Raw genomic sequence first — 16,400 nt, 5'->3', positions numbered from 1 at the left:
ATCGCTCCTAAGATCTAGCCACAGTCCAACAAGATCAATCGGAGATACGCCATGTCCTTGCCCGGTTCCCGCATCCTGCCCAACCCGCCCCTGGCTTCTGCCGAGGTGCTTGAAGCGTTTGCCCAGGTGGTCACCCCGCACATCAGCGACAACCTCGGCCGGCACATCGGCGCCCGGGGGCTGAACCGCTACAACCGCACCGGCAAGCTGGTGGGCACCGCGCTCACGGTGAAAACCCGCCCCGGCGACAACCTGCTGATCTACAAGGCCATGAGCATGCTGCAGCCGGGCCACGTGCTGGTGGTGGACGCCCAGGGCGACACCAACAACGCGGTGATCGGCGAGCTGGTCAAGCTCTACGCCCAGCAACGCGGCTGCGTGGGGTTTGTGATTGACGGGGCGATTCGGGATGTCGCGAGCTTCGAGGACACCCCCTGCTACGCCCGCAGCGTGGTGCATTGCGGCCCTTACAAGACCGGCCCGGGCGAGGTGAATGTGCCGGTGTCCATCGGCGGCATGTTGATCAACCCGGGGGATTTGCTGGTGGGCGACGAAGACGGCCTGGTCGCCTTCTCCCAGGCCGACGCCGCCGAGGTGCTGCGCAAGGCCGCCCAACACGCCGCCCATGAAGAAGAAGTGAAAGCCGAAATCGCCACCGGTGCGGTGCGCCAGAGCTGGATGGACAAGGTCTTGAAACAGGCCGGCCTGGCGGATTGAAGGGGATCATCATGAGCACTGCATTTCTGTCGGACCGGGTGCTGGGCATTGCGCCCTCCCCGAGCATCGCGGCCAACGCGCTGGTCACCGAACTGCGCGCCCAGGGCCGGGACATCGTCAACTTCACCGTGGGCGAGCCGGACTTCGATACCCCGGCGCATATCCTCGAAGCCGCCAGCGCCGCAATGCACAGCGGCGACACTCACTACACCGCCACCACCGGCACCCTCGCCCTGCGCCAGGCCATCTGCCTCAAGCTGAAACGCGATAACCAGCTGGACTACGGCCTCGACGAAGTGGTCGCCGGCTGCGGTGGCAAACACATCATTTATCACGCCCTGGCGGCGACCCTGAATCGCGGCGATGAGGTCATCGTGCACACGCCGTATTGGGTGTCGTACCCGGACATCGCGCGGCTGAATGACGCGACGCCGGTGATCATCCCCGGCGACGAATCACTGGGTTTCAAACTCTCGCCACACGCCCTCGAACAGGCGATCACCCCGCGCAGCAAATGGGTGATCCTCAACAGCCCGAACAACCCCAGCGGCGCGGTGTACAACGAGGCCGAACTGCTCGCGCTGGCCGACGTGCTGCGCCGTCATCCCCACGTGTTGATCATGGCCGACGAGATCTACGAGCACTTCGTCTACGACGAGGCACGGCATGTATCGCTGACCCGACTCGCACCGGACTTGAAGCCGCGCACGCTGATCGTCAACGGCGCCTCCAAGGGCTACGCCATGACCGGCTGGCGCCTGGGTTTCGGGGCCGGCCCGGCCTGGCTGATCGCAGCCATTGCCAAGTTGCTCTCGCAAACCACCACGTGCCCCAGCTCCCTCAGCCAGGCCGCTGCGGTGGCCGCATTCGCCGGCGACCAGGCGCCTATCGCCGGGATGCGCGAGGTGTACCAGCAACGTCGCGAACGCATGCTGAGCTTGTTGAACGACATTCCCGGCGTGACCTTCACCCCGCCCGACGGCGCGTTCTACGTGTTCGCCAACGTCGCCGGGTTGATGGGTAAAACCACCGGGCACGACGAACGGATCACCAGCGACACCCAACTGGCCGAGCACCTGCTGCGTGAACACGGCCTGGCGACGGTGAGTGGTGCGGCGTACGGCATGTCGCCGTATATCCGCCTGTCGTTTGCCAGTTCCCTTGACGTGATTGAAGAAGGTTGCCGTCGCCTGAATGAAGCGTGCCATCGATTGCGCTGACGGATTCCCGCCCCACCCGGCGGCCACGGATGGCCGCTCATTGACTGCCTAGAACAACACTCATAATCATTGATATAAATGAGGCATTCCCATGCATACGCCCCGCATCGCGCTGGTCTGGCAGATCCTGATCGGTTTGCTCGCCGGCATCGCCATCGGCGCCCTGCTGCACCGTTTCCCCGAATCCCGGCCCTGGCTGATTGAAAACCTGCTGCAACCGGCGGGCGATATCTTTATCAAGCTGATGAAGATGATCGTCGTACCCATCGTGTTTTCCTGCATGGTGGTGGGCATTGCCGGGCACGGTGACGGCAAGTCCCTGGGGCGCATCGGGGTCAAGTCCCTGAGCTATTTCTTCTGCATCACCACCCTGGCGATCATCGTCGGGCTGGTGATGGGCAACCTGCTCAAGCCCGGCGCCGGCACCGAGTTGTCCAGCCTGCAAGCCAGTGCAATGACCTTGCCCACCAGCAGCGCCGGCGGTGGCCACAGCCTGGGGCAGATCATCGTCGGGATCATCCCGGACAACGTGGTCAACGCGATGGCCCAGGGCAGCTTGCTCTCGGTGCTGTTCTTTGCGGTGATGTTTGGCCTGGGGGTTTCGCGTTTGCCGGCCGAGCGCAAGGACCCGGTGATTGCCGTGCTGCGCGGGGTGTCGGAGGCGATGTTCAAGGTGACGTCGATGATCATGGCCTACTCGCCCATTGGCGTGTTCGGGATGATCGCGGTCACCGTGGCCAACTTCGGTTTCAGCTCGCTGTTGCCGTTGGCCAAGTTGATCATGGTCAGCTACGTGTCCATCGCGTTCTTCGTGCTGGTGGTGCTCAACCTGGTGGCGCGCCTATGCGGGATCAACCTGTTTGCGCTGATGCGGCATATCAAGGATGAGCTGATCCTGGCGTTCTCCACGGCCAGCTCCGCGGCGGTGATGCCGCAACTGATGAAGAAGCTCGAAACCTACGGCGTGCCGCCTTCACTGGTGAGCTTTGTGGTGCCGGTGGGGTATTCGTTCAACCTGGACGGTGCGTCGCTGTTCCTGGGGATCGGCACCTTGTTTGTGGCGCAGTTGTATGGCATCGACCTGAGCCTTGGCGACCAGGCACTGCTGGTGGTGACCATGGTGCTGACGTCCAAGGGCGCGGCCGGGGTGCCGGGGTTCATGTTCGTGATCTTGTCGGCGACCCTGGCGAGTGCGGGCTTGCCATTGGAGGGCATCGCCTTTATCGCCGGGGTGTATCGCCTGATGGAAATGCCGACCACCGCGTTGAATGTGCTGGGCAATGCCCTGGCACCGCTGGTGATCGCCAAGTGGGAACGCCGTGACGGCGCCGCTGACACCTGTGGTGAGGGAACAAGCTCCCTCGCCACAGGGAGCGCTGGGGTCAGTCGAGGTCCGACGCGTCATGACGCTCGCGCAGTTGCTCTGACGGCTCGCCCGAAACGCGGTTGACCCGGCGCCCACGCTGCACCGCAGGCCGCGCTTCGATGGCATCGGCCCAACGCAGCACGTGCGTGTAATCCTGTACCGAGAGAAACTCTCCACCCTCATACAAGCGGCCTTTCACCAGGCCGCCGTACCACGGCCAGATCGCCATGTCGGCAATGGTGTACTCGTCGCCGGCGATGTATTCGCGCTCGGCCAACTGCTTGTCCAGTACGTCCAGTTGACGCTTGGTTTCCATGGCGAAACGGTCGATGGCGTATTCGATCTTGGTCGGTGCGTAGGCGTAGAAATGCCCGAAACCACCGCCCAGGTAAGGCGCGCTGCCCATTTGCCAGAACAACCACGACAGGCACTCGGCACGGGCCGCAGGCTCGATGGGCAGGAACGCGCCGAACTTCTCGGCCAGGTACTGCAGGATCGCCCCGGATTCGAACACCCGAATCGGCTTGGGCCCGCTGCGGTCCAGCAATGCGGGAATCTTCGAGTTCGGATTGACCCCGACAAAGCCGCTGCCGAACTGGTCACCGTCGCCGATCTTGATCAACCACGCATCGTATTCCGCCCCCGTGTGCCCCAGGGCCAACAGTTCTTCCAGCAGGATCGTGACCTTTTGGCCATTGGGCGTTGCCAGGGAATACAGCTGCAACGGATGACGACCTACCGGCAATTCCTTGTCGTGGGTCGCACCCGCGATGGGCCGGTTGATACTGGCGAAGGTGCCGCCGTTTTGGGTCTTCCAGGTCCAGACTTTTGGCGGTACGTAATCAGTCATGCTTATTACTCCTTGGGGTTCAATTGCGAGGTGTCGGCCAACTGGGCCAGGTTCCAGCCGCCACCCAATGCTTTGATCAGCCCTACGTTGGCACTTAACTGTTGAGTCTGTAGATCCAGCACCGTTCGCTGTGCCTGCAACGACGCCACTTGCGCCGTCACCACATCCAGGTACGCCGCGCCGCCCTGGCGATACCGCGCCAGTGACAAGTCCTCGGCGTACTGCGCCGCAGCCGCCGCGTCCCGCTGGTCTACCAGGGCGGTGTCGAGCCCCGAAATGATCGACAGGTTGTTCTCTACCTGCTCGAACGCGGTCAACACTACACCACGGTACTTGGCCGCGGCTTCATCGGTGGCCGCCTTGGCACTGTCGACCCCGGCCTGGCGCGCGCCGCCGTCAAAGATTGTCCCCACCAGCGACGGGCCAATGGCCCAGAACAGGTTGGGCGCGCTCAGCAAATGCGCGAACTCGTCGCTCTGGAAACCGCCCTGGGCACTCAGGGTAACCGCCGGGAACCAGGCGGCTTTGGCCACGCCTATGCGTGCGTTGGCCGAGGCGATCCGGCGTTCAGCGGCGGCAATGTCCGGCCGACGCTGCAACAGCGTAGACGGTACACCGGTGGGCACGCTGGGCAAGGCGATATCCGCAACGCTGGGGGCAATCGTGTAGGTCGATGCGGATTCACCCAGCATCGCCGCTATCGAATGTTCGAGCACCGCACGCTGCACCAGGTTCTGGCTCAGTTGGGATTTGACTGTCGACAGTTGGGTACGCGCCCGCGCCACGTCGAGGCCGGAAACGATGCCACCGCCGTGCAGGCCTTCGGTCAGGCTCAAGGCCTTGGCATAGGCGTCGCTGGTTTGCTGCAGCAACTGGTCTTGCCGGTCGATGCCACGCAGGCGGATGTAGCTGTCGGCCAACTGCGCCTGCAAGCTCAAGCGCACCGAAGCCAGGTCGGCCTTGGCAGCCTGGGCATCGCTGGTGCCGGCGGCCACGGTGTCGCGCACACGGCCCCACAGGTCGACTTCATAGTCCACCTCCACGCCCAGGGTCCCGGAATCGTAGACATTCGGCGGCGTGGTTGCGCGCAGTGGCCGGGTGTCGGACTGACGAATGCGCTGGGCATTGCCGAACCCCGATATCTTCGGAAACAGCCCGGATTGCGCCTGGGCCACGAACGCCTGGGCCTGGGAATAGTGAGCCAGCGCCGCACTCAAGTCCGGGTTGTTTTGCAGCAACTGCTGCTCCATGCCATCCAGTTGCGGGTCCTTGTAGATGTGCCACCAACCGTCGCGGCTCGCTTGGTCGTTCGGCGTGCCGACGGTCCACGGCCCCTGGGTGTGAAACTGCGCGGCCACGGGCACCTCTGGCACATCCAACGGCGGCGCAAGGTGGCAGGCGCCCAGGCCCAGGGTGGCGGCCAATACTAGGCAAGTGCGCTTAGCCATGGGGTTTGGCCTCTGGGGTGTTGGCGGCCAGTTGCACCGAATCGTCGTCGGCCAGGCCGTCGGGCGGGGTGTCGATCACCCGGTCGGTGGCAGCCAGGCCACTGCCGATTTCCACGCTGTCGCCGAAGTCCCGGGCAATGGTCACGGTCTTGAAGTGCACGTGATTGTTCCCATCAAGGGTCGCCACGCGCATGCCCTTGTCATCGAACACAAGAGCACTGGCGGGCAGGCGCAGCACGTCGGTCTGCACCGGCAAGGTGAATTGCACGCTGGTGTAGGCGCCCGGCAACAGGCGGCTGCCGGGGTTGTCCACCAGCAGTTGCACCAGGGTGCTGCCGGACGCGGCATTCACGGCATCGGCGGTGGCGATCACCTTGGCGGTGAAGGTTTCACCGCGATATTCCGGCACGCTCAGACGCGCCACGGTGCCCACCTGGATCTGCGGCGCTGACGATTGGGGCACCTGCACATACACCCGCAGGCGGCTGACGTCAGAGACCGCGAACAGCTCTTTGCCGGTGGCGCCACCGGCACTGATCAACGCCCCCACATCGGTGGAGCGCGCAGTGACCACGCCGGCGAACGGCGCGGTCAGGCGCTGGAAGCCCTTGGTGGCAATCAACTGGTCGACGTTGGCCTTGGCCGCGACCACTTTGGCCTGCTTGGCGGTCAGGTCGCCGGTGCGCTCATCCACGTCCTGGCGCGACACCGAGTCCGACGCAAGCATCGCCTGCCAGCGCTTGGCGGTGGTTTGTGCCAGCGACTCGTCGGCCTGTGCCGAAGCCAGTACGGCCTTGGCTTGCAGCAGTTGCTGATCGAGCTCCGGCGTGTCGATTTCGGCCAGCAGTTGCCCGGCCTTCACGTGGTCGCCGATGTCGACGTTCCAGGTCTTGAGGTAGCCATTGACCCGGGCAAAGATCGACGCCCGGGAGTACGCCTCGAGGCGTCCCGGCAGGTTCAGCACCGGGCCCTGGGGCTGCACGCTCGGGGTGATCAGGATCACGCTGGGCAAGGCCTGGGTGTCGGTCCAGGTTTTCAGGTCGCGGGATTCGCTGGCGCGTACGCCGATGCCGAATACCACCACGGCAACCAGCACCACCAGCCCCAGCACCAGCCAGAGCAGACCACGGGATTTACGGCGGGGTGAACCCGGATTGGAAACGGAAATGGACATGTCAAACCCCTTGAGTGGCGGTGGTCGCAAGCGTGGCGTGCTGACGCCGCCCGTGCACAAGACTGAAAATCAGCGGAACCAGGAACAACGTGGCAATGGTGGCGAAGGCCAGCCCGCCGATGACCGCACGGCCCAGCGGGGCGTTCTGTTCGCCGCCCTCCCCCAGGCTCAGGGCCATCGGCGCCATGCCGATGATCATCGAAATCGCGGTCATCAATACCGGGCGCAGGCGGGTAAAGCCGGCTTCCAGCGCCGCCTGCACCGCATCACCGTGCACCGCGAGGCGTTCGCGGCAGAAGCTCACCACCAGGATGGCGTTGGCGGTGGCCACGCCCATGCACATGATCGCCCCGGTCAAGGCCGGCACCGACAGCGGCGTGTGGGTGACAAACAGCATCCACACAATGCCTGCGAGCGCCGCCGGCAAGGCGGTGATGATCACGAACGGGTCGGACCAGGACTGGAAGTTGACCACGATCAGCAGGTAGATCAGCACCACCGCGCCGAGCAGGCCAAACAGCAGGCCGCTGAAGGCCGCGTTCATGGTTTGCACCTGGCCCTGCAACAGCACCTTGGAACCGGTGGGCACCTCGCTGGCGTGGGCGGCGATGATCTTCTGGATGTCCGCCGCCACCGCGCCGAGGTCGCGGCCCTGGATCGCGGTCAATACTTCCACCACCGGCTGGATATCCGACTGGGTCACCACCGAGTTGCTGTGAGTACGCTCGATGGAGGCCAGGCCGCCCAGGGTCTGGTCTGACGCTGCACCGGCGCTGCCGCTCAACGGCAGGTTATGCAGGGCCGCCAGGGTGTCGAGGCCGTACTGCGGGGTTTGCATCACAATCGGGTACGACACGCCGTTGGCCGGGTTGAGCCAGAAGGTCGGCGCCACCTGGCTGGAACCTGCCAGATTGACCACCAGGCTGTTGGTCACATCGCGTTCGTTCAGGCCCACCAACTGCGCTTGCGTGCGGTCCACATCAATCTTGAACGTGGGCAGTTGCCGTGACTGCTGGATACGCGCATCCACCACGCCCGGCACCCGGCGAATATCCCGCAGCAAGGTGCTGGCATAGGTGAAGTTGGCCGGCAGGTTATTCCCGGCGATTTGCACATCCACCGGCGCGGAAGAACCGAAGTTGAGGATCTGCCCGACGATGTCGGAGGCCGGGAACGAGAACACCGCATTCGGGAATTCCCGAGGCAGTCGTTCACGCAGTTCGCGCATGTAGTCGGCGGTGGGGCGATGGCCCTCTTTCAGGCTGATCTGGATGTCGCTGTCCTGGGAGCCAACGGTGCCGGTGTTGTTGTAGGCGACGTTGATCCCGCTGATGGCCAGGCCGATGTTGTCGACGATGGCTGCCAGTTCCTGCGGCTCGATCACCTTGTGGAGGGTGTCCTCGATCTGCGAGACCAGCCGCGCATTGCTCTCTACCCGCGTGCCGATCGGCGCCCGCACATGCAGCAGGATCTGCCCGGAATCCACCTCGGGGAAAAAGTTGCGGCCCAGGAACGGCACCAGCGCAAACGACACGGCGACAAACGCCAGCATCGCAATCACCACGATACGGCGGTGATGCAAGGCACTTTCCAGCGCACCGTGGTAAACCCCGCGAAACGCCTCGAACTGGCGCTCGAACCCGCGCTGGAACTTCACCAGCGGGTTGCTCGATGGCGCCACCACCGGCGTACCGTCCGCATGGTGTTCATGCGGTTTGAGCAGGTAATTGGCGAGGGTCGGCACCAGGGTTCGCGAGAGGATGAACGAGGCGATCATCGCGAAGATCACTGCTTCCGCCATCGGCACAAACAGGAAACGCGCCACGCCTTCCAGGAAAAACATCGGCACAAACACGATGCAGATACACAGCAAGGAGACGAACGCCGGCGTGACGATCTGCGACGCACCGTCGAGGATCGCCGTCTCCACCGGCTTGCCCTGCTCCAGGTGCCAGTTGATGTTTTCGATGGTCACCGTGGCGTCGTCCACCAGAATCCCCACGGCCAGTGCCAGGCCGCCGAGGGTCATGATGTTGAGGGTTTCACCGAGCGCCGACAGCGTGGCAATCGACGACAGAATCGCCAGCGGAATCGACGTGGCGATGATCACCGTCGAGCGCCAACTGCCGAGGAACAACAGGATCATCAGGCTGGTCAGTGCCGCTGCAATCACCCCTTCCCGGGCCACACCGCTGATGGCCGAACGCACGAACAGCGACTGGTCGCCGATCAGGTCGATATTCAGGTTGGGCGGCAAGGCGCCCTTGTTGTCGGCCAGTTTGTCCTTGATGCCGGCGATCACCCCGAGGGTCGAGGCCGAACCGGTCTTGAGCACCGGCAGCAGCACGGAACGGTTGCCGTTGACGTGCACGATGTTGGTCTGCGGCGGGTTGCCGTCCCGCACCGTGGCCACGTCACGAATCAATACGGTGGTGCCGTCGGCGGTCTTGATCGGCAGGTTTTCCAGGTCGTGGAAATCCGTCGGCGAGTTGTTCAGTTGCAGGTTGAACTCATAGCTGCCGATCTTTTGCGTGCCCACCGGGGTGATCAGGTTCTGGGTGGCCAGGGCGTTGGCCACGTCCTGCGCCGAGAGGCCCCGCGCCTGCATCCGCGCCGAATCGAGGTCGATCTGCACCTGGCGCGTCTTGCCGCCGAACGGGTACGGCAGCGCGGCACCGGGCACCGTGGTCAGCATCAGACGCACGGTGTTGAGGCCCAGATCGCCCAGCCGCTGCTCGGTGAGCCCTTTGCCGGACAACGCCAGTTGCACGATCGGCACCGTCGAGGCGCTGTAATTGAGCACCAGCGGCGGTGTGGTGCCGGGCGGCAGTTGGCGCAGGATGGCCTGGGACACCGAGGTCACCTGTGCGTTGGCCGTACTGATATTGACCCCCGGCTGGAAGTACACCTTGACGATGCCGAAGCCGTTCAGCGACTGCGCCTCGATATGGCGGATGTCATTGACCGTGGTGGTCAGCACCCGTTCGAACGGCGACGTGATACGGCCGGCCATCTGGTCCGGAGGCAAGCCGGTGTACTGCCAGATCACGGCAATCACGGGGATGCGAATTTCGGGGAAGATGTCGGTCGGGGTACGCCAGGCCGCGAGCGGGCCCACAATCAGAATGAAAATAGCCAATACCAGGAAGGTATAGGGGCGCCGCAATGCGATGCGCACAAGGTTGAGCATAGGTCTGATCCAGACAGGAAGTTGATGACTGAAGGAGGTACCAAACAGCGCTTCCCTCCTGCCCCGCCCGTCTGTGATCCGGGCCAACTGCACTGACATCCGGTCAAAATAGAGGCATATGCCACGATATAGCGTTTAGAGGCATACGCAACTAATTTGTTGCTACATGTGTCAATATTCATCTTGCCGGATTAACGTTCGGTTAACCCTTGGCCTGTAGCGAGTGACCCGCCTGTGAAATGCGCACCGCCCACCCTGAATAGCCCCAGCACCTGCTCCAACGGAGCCGTGCGTCGCGCGTCCCGTCGCATGGCGCAGATCTATGACGAAGCGTTTGTGCCGTTTGGCCTGAAGGCTACCCAGTATTCGCTGATGAACCACATCGCCCAGGGTGACGCGCCCAAAATGCGCGACCTGGCGCACTCATTGGTGATGGACCTTTCGGCCCTGGGGCATACGCTCAAGCCGCTGGTGCGGGATGGGCTGGTGGTGTTGCAGGTGGACGAGCTGGATCGTCGCAGCCGGCGGGTGCTGTTGACCGACGCGGGGCAGCGCAAGTACGAGGAGGCGCGGGTGGTGTCTCGGCAAATGGCGGTGCGGTTTGATGAGGTGTTTGGTGCTGAGGCGGCTTGCGAGTTGCGCAAGGCCATGGATTTTATTGCGTCTGATGAGTTTGCTCGGGCGTTGTTGGGTAAGGGTGGGTGATTGGGGGCATATCCGTTTCTTCGGTTATGGCTGGTATGGGTTCCGCTCTTACAGCGGGTCACTTTTGAAAAGAGCCGGAATGCCGGCCCAGCCAAAAGTAACCAAAAGGCTCTTGCCCCACCACTCGGCACCTCGCTAAGGCTCGGTGTGCCCTCTCTCCGGTACTACTGCGCGGGCCGCCGCGACGGGGCGTCCCTGCCCCGTCGCGGCTAAACCGGCGTCCTGCCGGTTTACCCGCTCCGTACTACCTGCGTTCGGCCAGCGTGGTTTAACGGGGCGCCTAAGATCAAGATCAAAAGCAGATCAACAGCACAGCGGCCTACAGGCCGGCTTGAGTGGTGTGAAGCAAAGGCAAAATCAAAATCAAAAGCCAGAGCGGGCACAGTCAAATGTGGGAGCTGGCTTGCCTGCGATAGCATCGCCTCGGTGTACCTGAAAGACCGAGGTGTCTGCATCGCAGGCAAGCCAGCTCCCACAGAAAAGCAGAGCTGCATCAGTTTCAGATTTGGCTTTCGCTTTTGATCTGGCTTCTACCACTCAAGCCGGCCTGTAGGCCGCTGTGCTCTTGCTTTTGATCTTGATCTGGCTCTGACTGCCCCAATAAGCCCGAGGCCGAACGCAGGGATTGAGGAGCGGGTAAACCGGCAGGACGCCGGTTTAGCCGCGACGGGGCAGGGACGCCCCGTCGCGGCGGCCCGCGGAGCAATGCCGGAGTGAGGGAACACCGAGCCTTAGCGAGGTGCCGACAGGCGGGGCAGAGCGCTTTGGTTACTTTGCCGCTTTTGCAAAGTGACTCGCTGTAAGAGCGAAACCATAGGTAGCCGTTACCTAAATAACGGATATGCCCCCTCCCCTCCCCCCGATTGAACTCAAAACTTCTCCCGCGAAATAAACCCCAACACCCCGGTATCCATCACCGGATTAAAACGCACCCGGGTCGTGATGTCCTTCTCAATCTCACGCATCGCCGCCTGAGGCAATGTGGAAATATCCGCATCCTCCTGAATCCGCGCCGGCGTCACCGAGGACGTCAAAAACGCCACCCCACGCTGCACCGACCACGCCAGCGCAACCTGAGCCGGCGTCTTCTGCACCCGCCGCGCAATCGTGGTAATCACCGGTTCATCCAGCACCCGCGGCCTCATCCCATGCCCCAGCGGCGCAAACGCCAGCACCACAATCCCGTGCTGTTTGCAGAACTCCAGCAACTCCCACTCCGGCAGATAAGGGTGTGACTCCACCTGCACCACCGCCGGTTTTATCCGCGCCACCGCCACCAGCTCCCGCAACGTTTCCAGGGTGATGTCCGATAACCCGATGGACTTGCAGCGCCCCTCATCCACCAACCGCTCAAGCACCCGCCACGTCTCGATCAGCGTCACACCCGAGTCATACAGCACATGCCCAAACGCGTCCCGTGGATGCAGCTCGTCACCCGGCAGAAACGCAAACGGCGTATGGATCATGTAGCAGTCGATCACATCCACCCGAAGCCTGCGGCAACTGGCTTCGAACGCCGGCACCACCCGCTCGGGCCGATGGTTGTTGTTCCACAGCTTGGTGGTGATGAACAGTTCCTCGCGCCGGACTTTACCGGCCGCCATCGCGTCGTGAAGCGCCGCCCCCACCTGCGCCTCGTTGCCATACCGCTCGGCGCAATCGAAATGCCGAAAGCCCGCCTCCAACGCTTCCGTGACGGCCTGGGTGGTGGCCGTCAGGTCCCTGAACAGCGTGCCAAACCCCACCGCCGGCATCGCGCCCGCGCCATGCTGCAAAGGAAAACGGGTATCGCGAAGGGCATCGTAATAGCTCATTTTTTTACTCCACTAGCGTTTGAAATCGTTGACCGAGCGACCGCCGAGCGCCACGAACAGGCGCACGGTGTCGAGGTGTCGGGTGGTGCTCGCCCGGATCTGCCCGAGCAGGGCCTGCTCATAGGCGCGTTGTGCCTCCAGCACTTGCAGCAAGCCGTTCTCCCCTGCTCCATAGGCGTGCTGGTTCAGGCGCAAACTGTTGTCGGCGGCCTGTAGCGCAGCGGTCTGCGCCTGGTACTCCTCGGCGTCGTGGTTGATCGCCTGCAAGGTGTCTGCGACCTGGCCGAAGGACTGGATGACGGTCTGCTGATAGTGGGCGAGCGCGGCGTTGTAGCCCTCCACCGCCGCTTGACGCTCGGCCTTGCGGGTGCCGCCGTCGAAGATCGGGCCCGCCAGCCCGGCGGCGAACCCCCAGAGTGCTGCACCTCCGTTGCCCGACGCGGCCTGGGCCAGGGAGGCAGACAGTTCCACATGGGGGTAGAGATTGGCGGTGGCTACGCCGACAGCCGCACTGGCGGCGTGCAGTTCGGCTTCGGCTTGCTGCACGTCCGGGCGGTCGTGGGCCAGTTCGGACGGCAGGCTGACGGGCAGCGTGGTGGCCGAGGCAAATTCAGCCAGGTTGAAGTCCGGCGCACGCCAATCCGCCGGCCCCTTGCCGGCCAGGATCGACAGCGCATGCCGCGCCGCATCGCGCTGCTGGGCCAGTGGCGGCAACAGCGTGCGGTCCTGCGCCAGCCGCGTTTCGGCCAGGGAAATATCGAGCTGCGTCGCCGCGCCGCTGTGTTGCGCGGCGCGCACCAGTTCGAGGTTTTTTGCGTCGGTGGCGAGCAAGGTCTGCACCGCTTCCATCTGCGCAGTGGCCGAGGCCATCAACAACGCCTGGCTGGCGACGTCACCCGTCAGCGTGAGGTAAGCCGCTTCGAAGCGGTGTTGCTGGAGATCGGCAAACGCCTGCTGTTGCTCGACCCGGCGCTGGTTACCGCCGAATACGTCGAGGTCGAAGCTGACCTGCGGACCGACGCCGTAGAAGTTCGTCACCGCGGGCCGGGCGGCGTTATGCACGCGCTGGCGACCCGCCTGCGCAGCGAAATCCACCTGCGGGAACAGCGCACCTTCCGCCGCCGCCACCGACGCGGCCGCCTGGCGCAACGTGGCGTCCGCCGCCGTCAGCTCAAGGTTGCCGGCAATCGCCCGGCGCATGACGCTGTCCAGCGTGTGGGAATGAAAGGTCGACCACCAGTCGACGCTCACCTTCTGGTTGAACGAAACGCGCTGTTCCGCCAGCACGTCATAGTGCTGCGAAGCGGTAACGGACGGCGCCTTATAGTCCGGGCCGACAGAACAGGCGGACAGGGTCATAACGGCCGTGATAACAAGCCCATGGGGTTTCATTTGGCACACTCCGGAAAACTAGTGGGTCGTGACAGGTTTACGCAGCAGCAGAACCAGCGGGCTCACCACCAGCATCGCCCACAGCAGAATCTTGAATTGGCCGAGCACCGCGATGAAGGCGGCCTGGCCGGTGATGGCTTCGTTGAGCGCACCGAACCCGGCCAGGGACGTCGATGCCGGAACCGCCTGCACAGTCAGATGGCTGGCCAGCGCCACGTGCATCGCCTGGGTATTGTTGAAGAAGAACCACTGCACCACCGCCACGCCGAGGGTGCTGCCGTAGACCCGGGACAGGTTGAACAGCCCGCTGCCTTCGGGGCGCAATGTGGGTGCGAGGGTGCTGAACGCCACCCGGGAAAGTGCCGGCATCAGCAGGCCCAGGCCCGCCCCCTGGATCGCGCCGGCCAGCGCCACCGGCCAGCCATCCATCAACGGCGAATAACCGAGCATCGAGTGGTTGGCGTAGATCACCACGGCGATACCGGCGACCACGAACGGGCGGCCATCCAGGTGCGCGGGCACGCGGTTCATCAGCCAGAACGCACCCAGCAGACCCACGCCACGGGGGATGGTGAGGAAGCCTGTGGTGTCCGGCGGGAAGCCGAGCAGTTCGTCCAGCATCGGCGAGGTCATCGCCATGGTCGGCAGCAGCACGAAACCGACCGCGAAGAAGATGATGGTCGACAGCACGAAGTTGCGGTCGCGCAATAACCCCTTGCTGATGAAGTGCGTACTGGACGTGAATCGGTGCGCGGCGAACAGGTAAAACCCCAGGGCGCTGGCGGCCGCTTCCAGCCAGATTTCGGGCGAGTCGAACCACTCCAGGCGCTGGCCCCGGTCGAGGAGCATTTGCAGGCCGATCACGCCGAGGGTAAAGCTGGCGAAACCTGCAAAATCAAAGGCCGGCGCGCTGTTGGCTTTCTTCTCGGGTTGCAACAACGCCACGATCAATACGGCGTAGGCCAACAGCGGCAGGCTGGCGTAAAACATCCAGCGCCAGCCGAAATGCTCGCTGATCCAGCCGCCAATCGCCGGGCCGCTGACGATGCCCAGCAGCCCGATGGCCGTCCACAGCGGGCCGAATGTTGGCCGCTTTTGCGCGGCCAATGTCTCCAGGGCGATGGCCATCGACAGCGGTGCCAATACGCCGCTGGCGGCCCCTGGATTATCCGGGCGCCGACGAATTGCAGCGAGGTGGTTGCCCCGGTCGCGAGCAGCAATCCGACGGCGAAGATCGCTATCGCCGCCTGGTAAACCGCCTTCACACCGAAGCGCGCGGCGAGCCACTGGGCCACCGGCAAGGTGATCGCGCTGGCGGCCAGGTACGAGGTGAAGATCCACCCCGCCTCATCGTCCGTCATCGACAAACTGCCCTGGATAAACCTGAGGGCCGAGTTCGGCAGCGACACGTTGACCGCCTGCAGCCAAGTCACCAGCAACGCCGTGAACCTGAGGGTGCGTGCGCTGTTCATGGGCCGGTCCTGGTATCAACGGTTACGGTGGCGCTGGTGCCGGAGAACAGCGGCAAGTCGGCGCTGGCGTCATCCAGTTCCAGGCGCACAGGCACCCGCTGGACCACCTTGACCCAGTTGCCGGTGGCGTTCTCCGGCGGCAGCAAGGCGAAGTCGGCGCCGGCGCCCGGGCTCAGGCTGGTGATGTGGGCCTTGAAGGGATGGTCCGGGTACGTGTCGAGCCTGATGGTTGCCTGCTGGCCGGCCCGCATATGGGTCATCTGGGTTTCGCGGAAGTTGGCTTCAACCCAGGTGCGACGGGGCGACAGCAAGGCGAAGGCCGGCGCGCCGCTGTTCAGGTAGTCACCGACCTGCACGTCCTCCACCTTGGCGACGACGCCATCGTCGGGCGCATACACCGTCGCGTACGAAAGGTAGAGTTGCGCTTCATCGAGCTGCGCCTGGGCCTCGCGAATCGCGGGATGGCGGTCGATTTCAATGTCTGGATCGCCGTTCAAGGCCACTACCGTATTGGCGAGCTGCTGCTCGATGGACGCGACGCGTTGCCGGGCGACTTTCAAGTCGGTGTCCGCTCGTTCAAACACGGCCTGAGACACGAACTCGGTAGCCACCAGGGCCTTTTTACGGGCGAATTCCTTCTGGTCGAAGCCCGCCGACTCCCTGGCCGCTTGCAGTTCCGCCTGCTGTTGCCGGTAGCTGGCCTTGAGGCCTTCAATGCGCAAGCGCGCCACGCTCAATTGGGCCTGAGCACGGTCAACCGCCACCTGGAACGGCTCGGGGTTGATCCGCAACAGCACCTGCCCTTTGTGCACCGCCTGGTTGTCTTCCACGGCGATCTCGACCACCTGCCCGGACACCCGCGCATTGACCGACGCCTTCGCCACCCGTGCATAGGCGTTATCGGTGGATACGTACGGCGCATCCTTCAGGTAGTACACATACCCCGCCGCGGCCACGAGTACCGGAAAGCCCACCATCAACAGTGAACGCCAGGGTGTGCGGGTCGTGTTTTCCAACGCTTTGCTCATGATCGAATCACCTTTACTGAGCCC

At 63.7% G+C, this 16,400-nt stretch carries 11 protein-coding genes and 1 pseudogene; 4 read left to right on the top strand and 8 right to left on the bottom strand.

From position 1 onward, the window contains the following. Window positions 1–51 precede the first annotated feature (51 nt). From JFV30_RS06635 to JFV30_RS06625, 3 genes are all read left to right on the top strand, one after another. The gene (locus JFV30_RS06635) at window positions 52–717 is read left to right on the top strand and encodes an RraA family protein (protein WP_010175929.1); all 666 of its coding nucleotides are present in this window, start codon (window positions 52–54) and stop codon (window positions 715–717) included. A gap of 11 nt (window positions 718–728) precedes the next feature. Further along, window positions 729–1,937 (top strand): pyridoxal phosphate-dependent aminotransferase, encoded by a 1,209-nt coding sequence (locus JFV30_RS06630; RefSeq protein ID WP_201122594.1) that lies wholly within the window; start codon window positions 729–731, stop codon window positions 1,935–1,937. A 91-nt stretch (window positions 1,938–2,028) separates the two neighbouring features. Then, window positions 2,029–3,387: a cation:dicarboxylate symporter family transporter gene (locus JFV30_RS06625; protein ID WP_201122591.1), complete on the top strand. Its 1,359-nt coding sequence runs from the start codon at window positions 2,029–2,031 to the stop codon at window positions 3,385–3,387. Here the strand turns inward: JFV30_RS06625 and yghU are convergent. Genes yghU through JFV30_RS06605 form a run of 4 tightly spaced genes read right to left on the bottom strand, consistent with a single transcriptional unit; the run spans window position 3,320 to window position 9,965 of the window. After that, window positions 3,320–4,153 carry a glutathione-dependent disulfide-bond oxidoreductase gene (gene yghU, locus JFV30_RS06620; RefSeq protein WP_201122590.1) on the bottom strand — a complete coding sequence of 278 codons (834 nt, stop codon included), beginning with the start codon at window positions 4,151–4,153 and terminating at the stop codon, window positions 3,320–3,322. The two genes, JFV30_RS06625 and yghU, sit on opposite strands and share 68 nt — an antisense overlap. Window positions 4,154–4,158: 5 nt before the next feature. Beyond that, the gene (locus JFV30_RS06615) at window positions 4,159–5,601 is read right to left on the bottom strand and encodes an efflux transporter outer membrane subunit (RefSeq protein ID WP_201122588.1); all 1,443 of its coding nucleotides are present in this window, start codon (window positions 5,599–5,601) and stop codon (window positions 4,159–4,161) included. After that, window positions 5,594–6,775, bottom strand: coding sequence for an efflux RND transporter periplasmic adaptor subunit (locus JFV30_RS06610; protein ID WP_169387568.1), 1,182 nt, complete (start codon window positions 6,773–6,775; stop codon window positions 5,594–5,596). The genes JFV30_RS06615 and JFV30_RS06610 overlap by 8 nt, the downstream gene beginning before the upstream one ends. Before the next feature lies 1 nt (window position 6,776). Then, window positions 6,777–9,965: an efflux RND transporter permease subunit gene (locus tag JFV30_RS06605; protein WP_201122587.1), complete on the bottom strand. Its 3,189-nt coding sequence runs from the start codon at window positions 9,963–9,965 to the stop codon at window positions 6,777–6,779. Between the two features lie 288 nt (window positions 9,966–10,253). Here JFV30_RS06605 and JFV30_RS06600 point away from each other — a divergent pair, with 288 nt between their 5' ends. Continuing rightward, window positions 10,254–10,670: a MarR family winged helix-turn-helix transcriptional regulator gene (locus tag JFV30_RS06600; RefSeq protein ID WP_275963772.1), complete on the top strand. Its 417-nt coding sequence runs from the start codon at window positions 10,254–10,256 to the stop codon at window positions 10,668–10,670. 869 nt (window positions 10,671–11,539) lie between these two features. Here JFV30_RS06600 and JFV30_RS06595 read toward each other — a convergent pair. The 4 genes and pseudogenes from JFV30_RS06595 to JFV30_RS06580 all read right to left on the bottom strand — a co-directional run bounded on the left by JFV30_RS06595 (window position 11,540) and on the right by JFV30_RS06580 (window position 16,376). Then, window positions 11,540–12,484 carry an aldo/keto reductase gene (locus JFV30_RS06595; RefSeq protein WP_201122585.1) on the bottom strand — a complete coding sequence of 315 codons (945 nt, stop codon included), beginning with the start codon at window positions 12,482–12,484 and terminating at the stop codon, window positions 11,540–11,542. 12 nt (window positions 12,485–12,496) lie between these two features. Continuing rightward, a complete protein-coding gene (locus JFV30_RS06590; RefSeq protein WP_242487028.1) occupies window positions 12,497–13,843 on the bottom strand; it encodes an efflux transporter outer membrane subunit in 1,347 nt (448 codons plus the stop codon). A gap of 51 nt (window positions 13,844–13,894) precedes the next feature. After that, window positions 13,895–15,348 (bottom strand): annotated as a pseudogene (locus tag JFV30_RS06585) (MFS transporter). After that, on the bottom strand, window positions 15,345–16,376 hold the full coding sequence (locus tag JFV30_RS06580; protein WP_201122581.1) for an HlyD family secretion protein: 1,032 nt from the start codon (window positions 16,374–16,376) through the stop codon (window positions 15,345–15,347). The pseudogene JFV30_RS06585 and the gene JFV30_RS06580 overlap by 4 nt, the downstream one beginning before the upstream one ends. Window positions 16,377–16,400 lie beyond the last annotated feature (24 nt).

It is taken from the genome of Pseudomonas sp. TH32 (genome assembly GCF_016650855.1).
In the GTDB taxonomy this organism is placed as follows: Bacteria; Pseudomonadota; Gammaproteobacteria; order Pseudomonadales; family Pseudomonadaceae; genus Aquipseudomonas.
Note: the sequence above shows the minus strand (reverse complement) of the source record. Positions and strands in the feature narration are given on the sequence as shown.

Coding starts and splice junctions, on each gene's coding strand:
- yghU (WP_201122590.1), bottom strand. CDS start 4,153: ATGACTGATTACGTACCGCCAAAAGTCTGGACCTGGAAGACCCAAAAC.
- JFV30_RS06605 (WP_201122587.1), bottom strand. CDS start 9,965: ATGCTCAACCTTGTGCGCATCGCATTGCGGCGCCCCTATACCTTCCTG.
- JFV30_RS06580 (WP_201122581.1), bottom strand. CDS start 16,376: ATGAGCAAAGCGTTGGAAAACACGACCCGCACACCCTGGCGTTCACTG.
- JFV30_RS06595 (WP_201122585.1), bottom strand. CDS start 12,484: ATGAGCTATTACGATGCCCTTCGCGATACCCGTTTTCCTTTGCAGCAT.
- JFV30_RS06625 (WP_201122591.1), top strand. CDS start 2,029: ATGCATACGCCCCGCATCGCGCTGGTCTGGCAGATCCTGATCGGTTTG.
- JFV30_RS06610 (WP_169387568.1), bottom strand. CDS start 6,775: ATGTCCATTTCCGTTTCCAATCCGGGTTCACCCCGCCGTAAATCCCGT.
- JFV30_RS06590 (WP_242487028.1), bottom strand. CDS start 13,843: ATGACCCTGTCCGCCTGTTCTGTCGGCCCGGACTATAAGGCGCCGTCC.
- JFV30_RS06615 (WP_201122588.1), bottom strand. CDS start 5,601: ATGGCTAAGCGCACTTGCCTAGTATTGGCCGCCACCCTGGGCCTGGGC.
- JFV30_RS06630 (WP_201122594.1), top strand. CDS start 729: ATGAGCACTGCATTTCTGTCGGACCGGGTGCTGGGCATTGCGCCCTCC.
- JFV30_RS06635 (WP_010175929.1), top strand. CDS start 52: ATGTCCTTGCCCGGTTCCCGCATCCTGCCCAACCCGCCCCTGGCTTCT.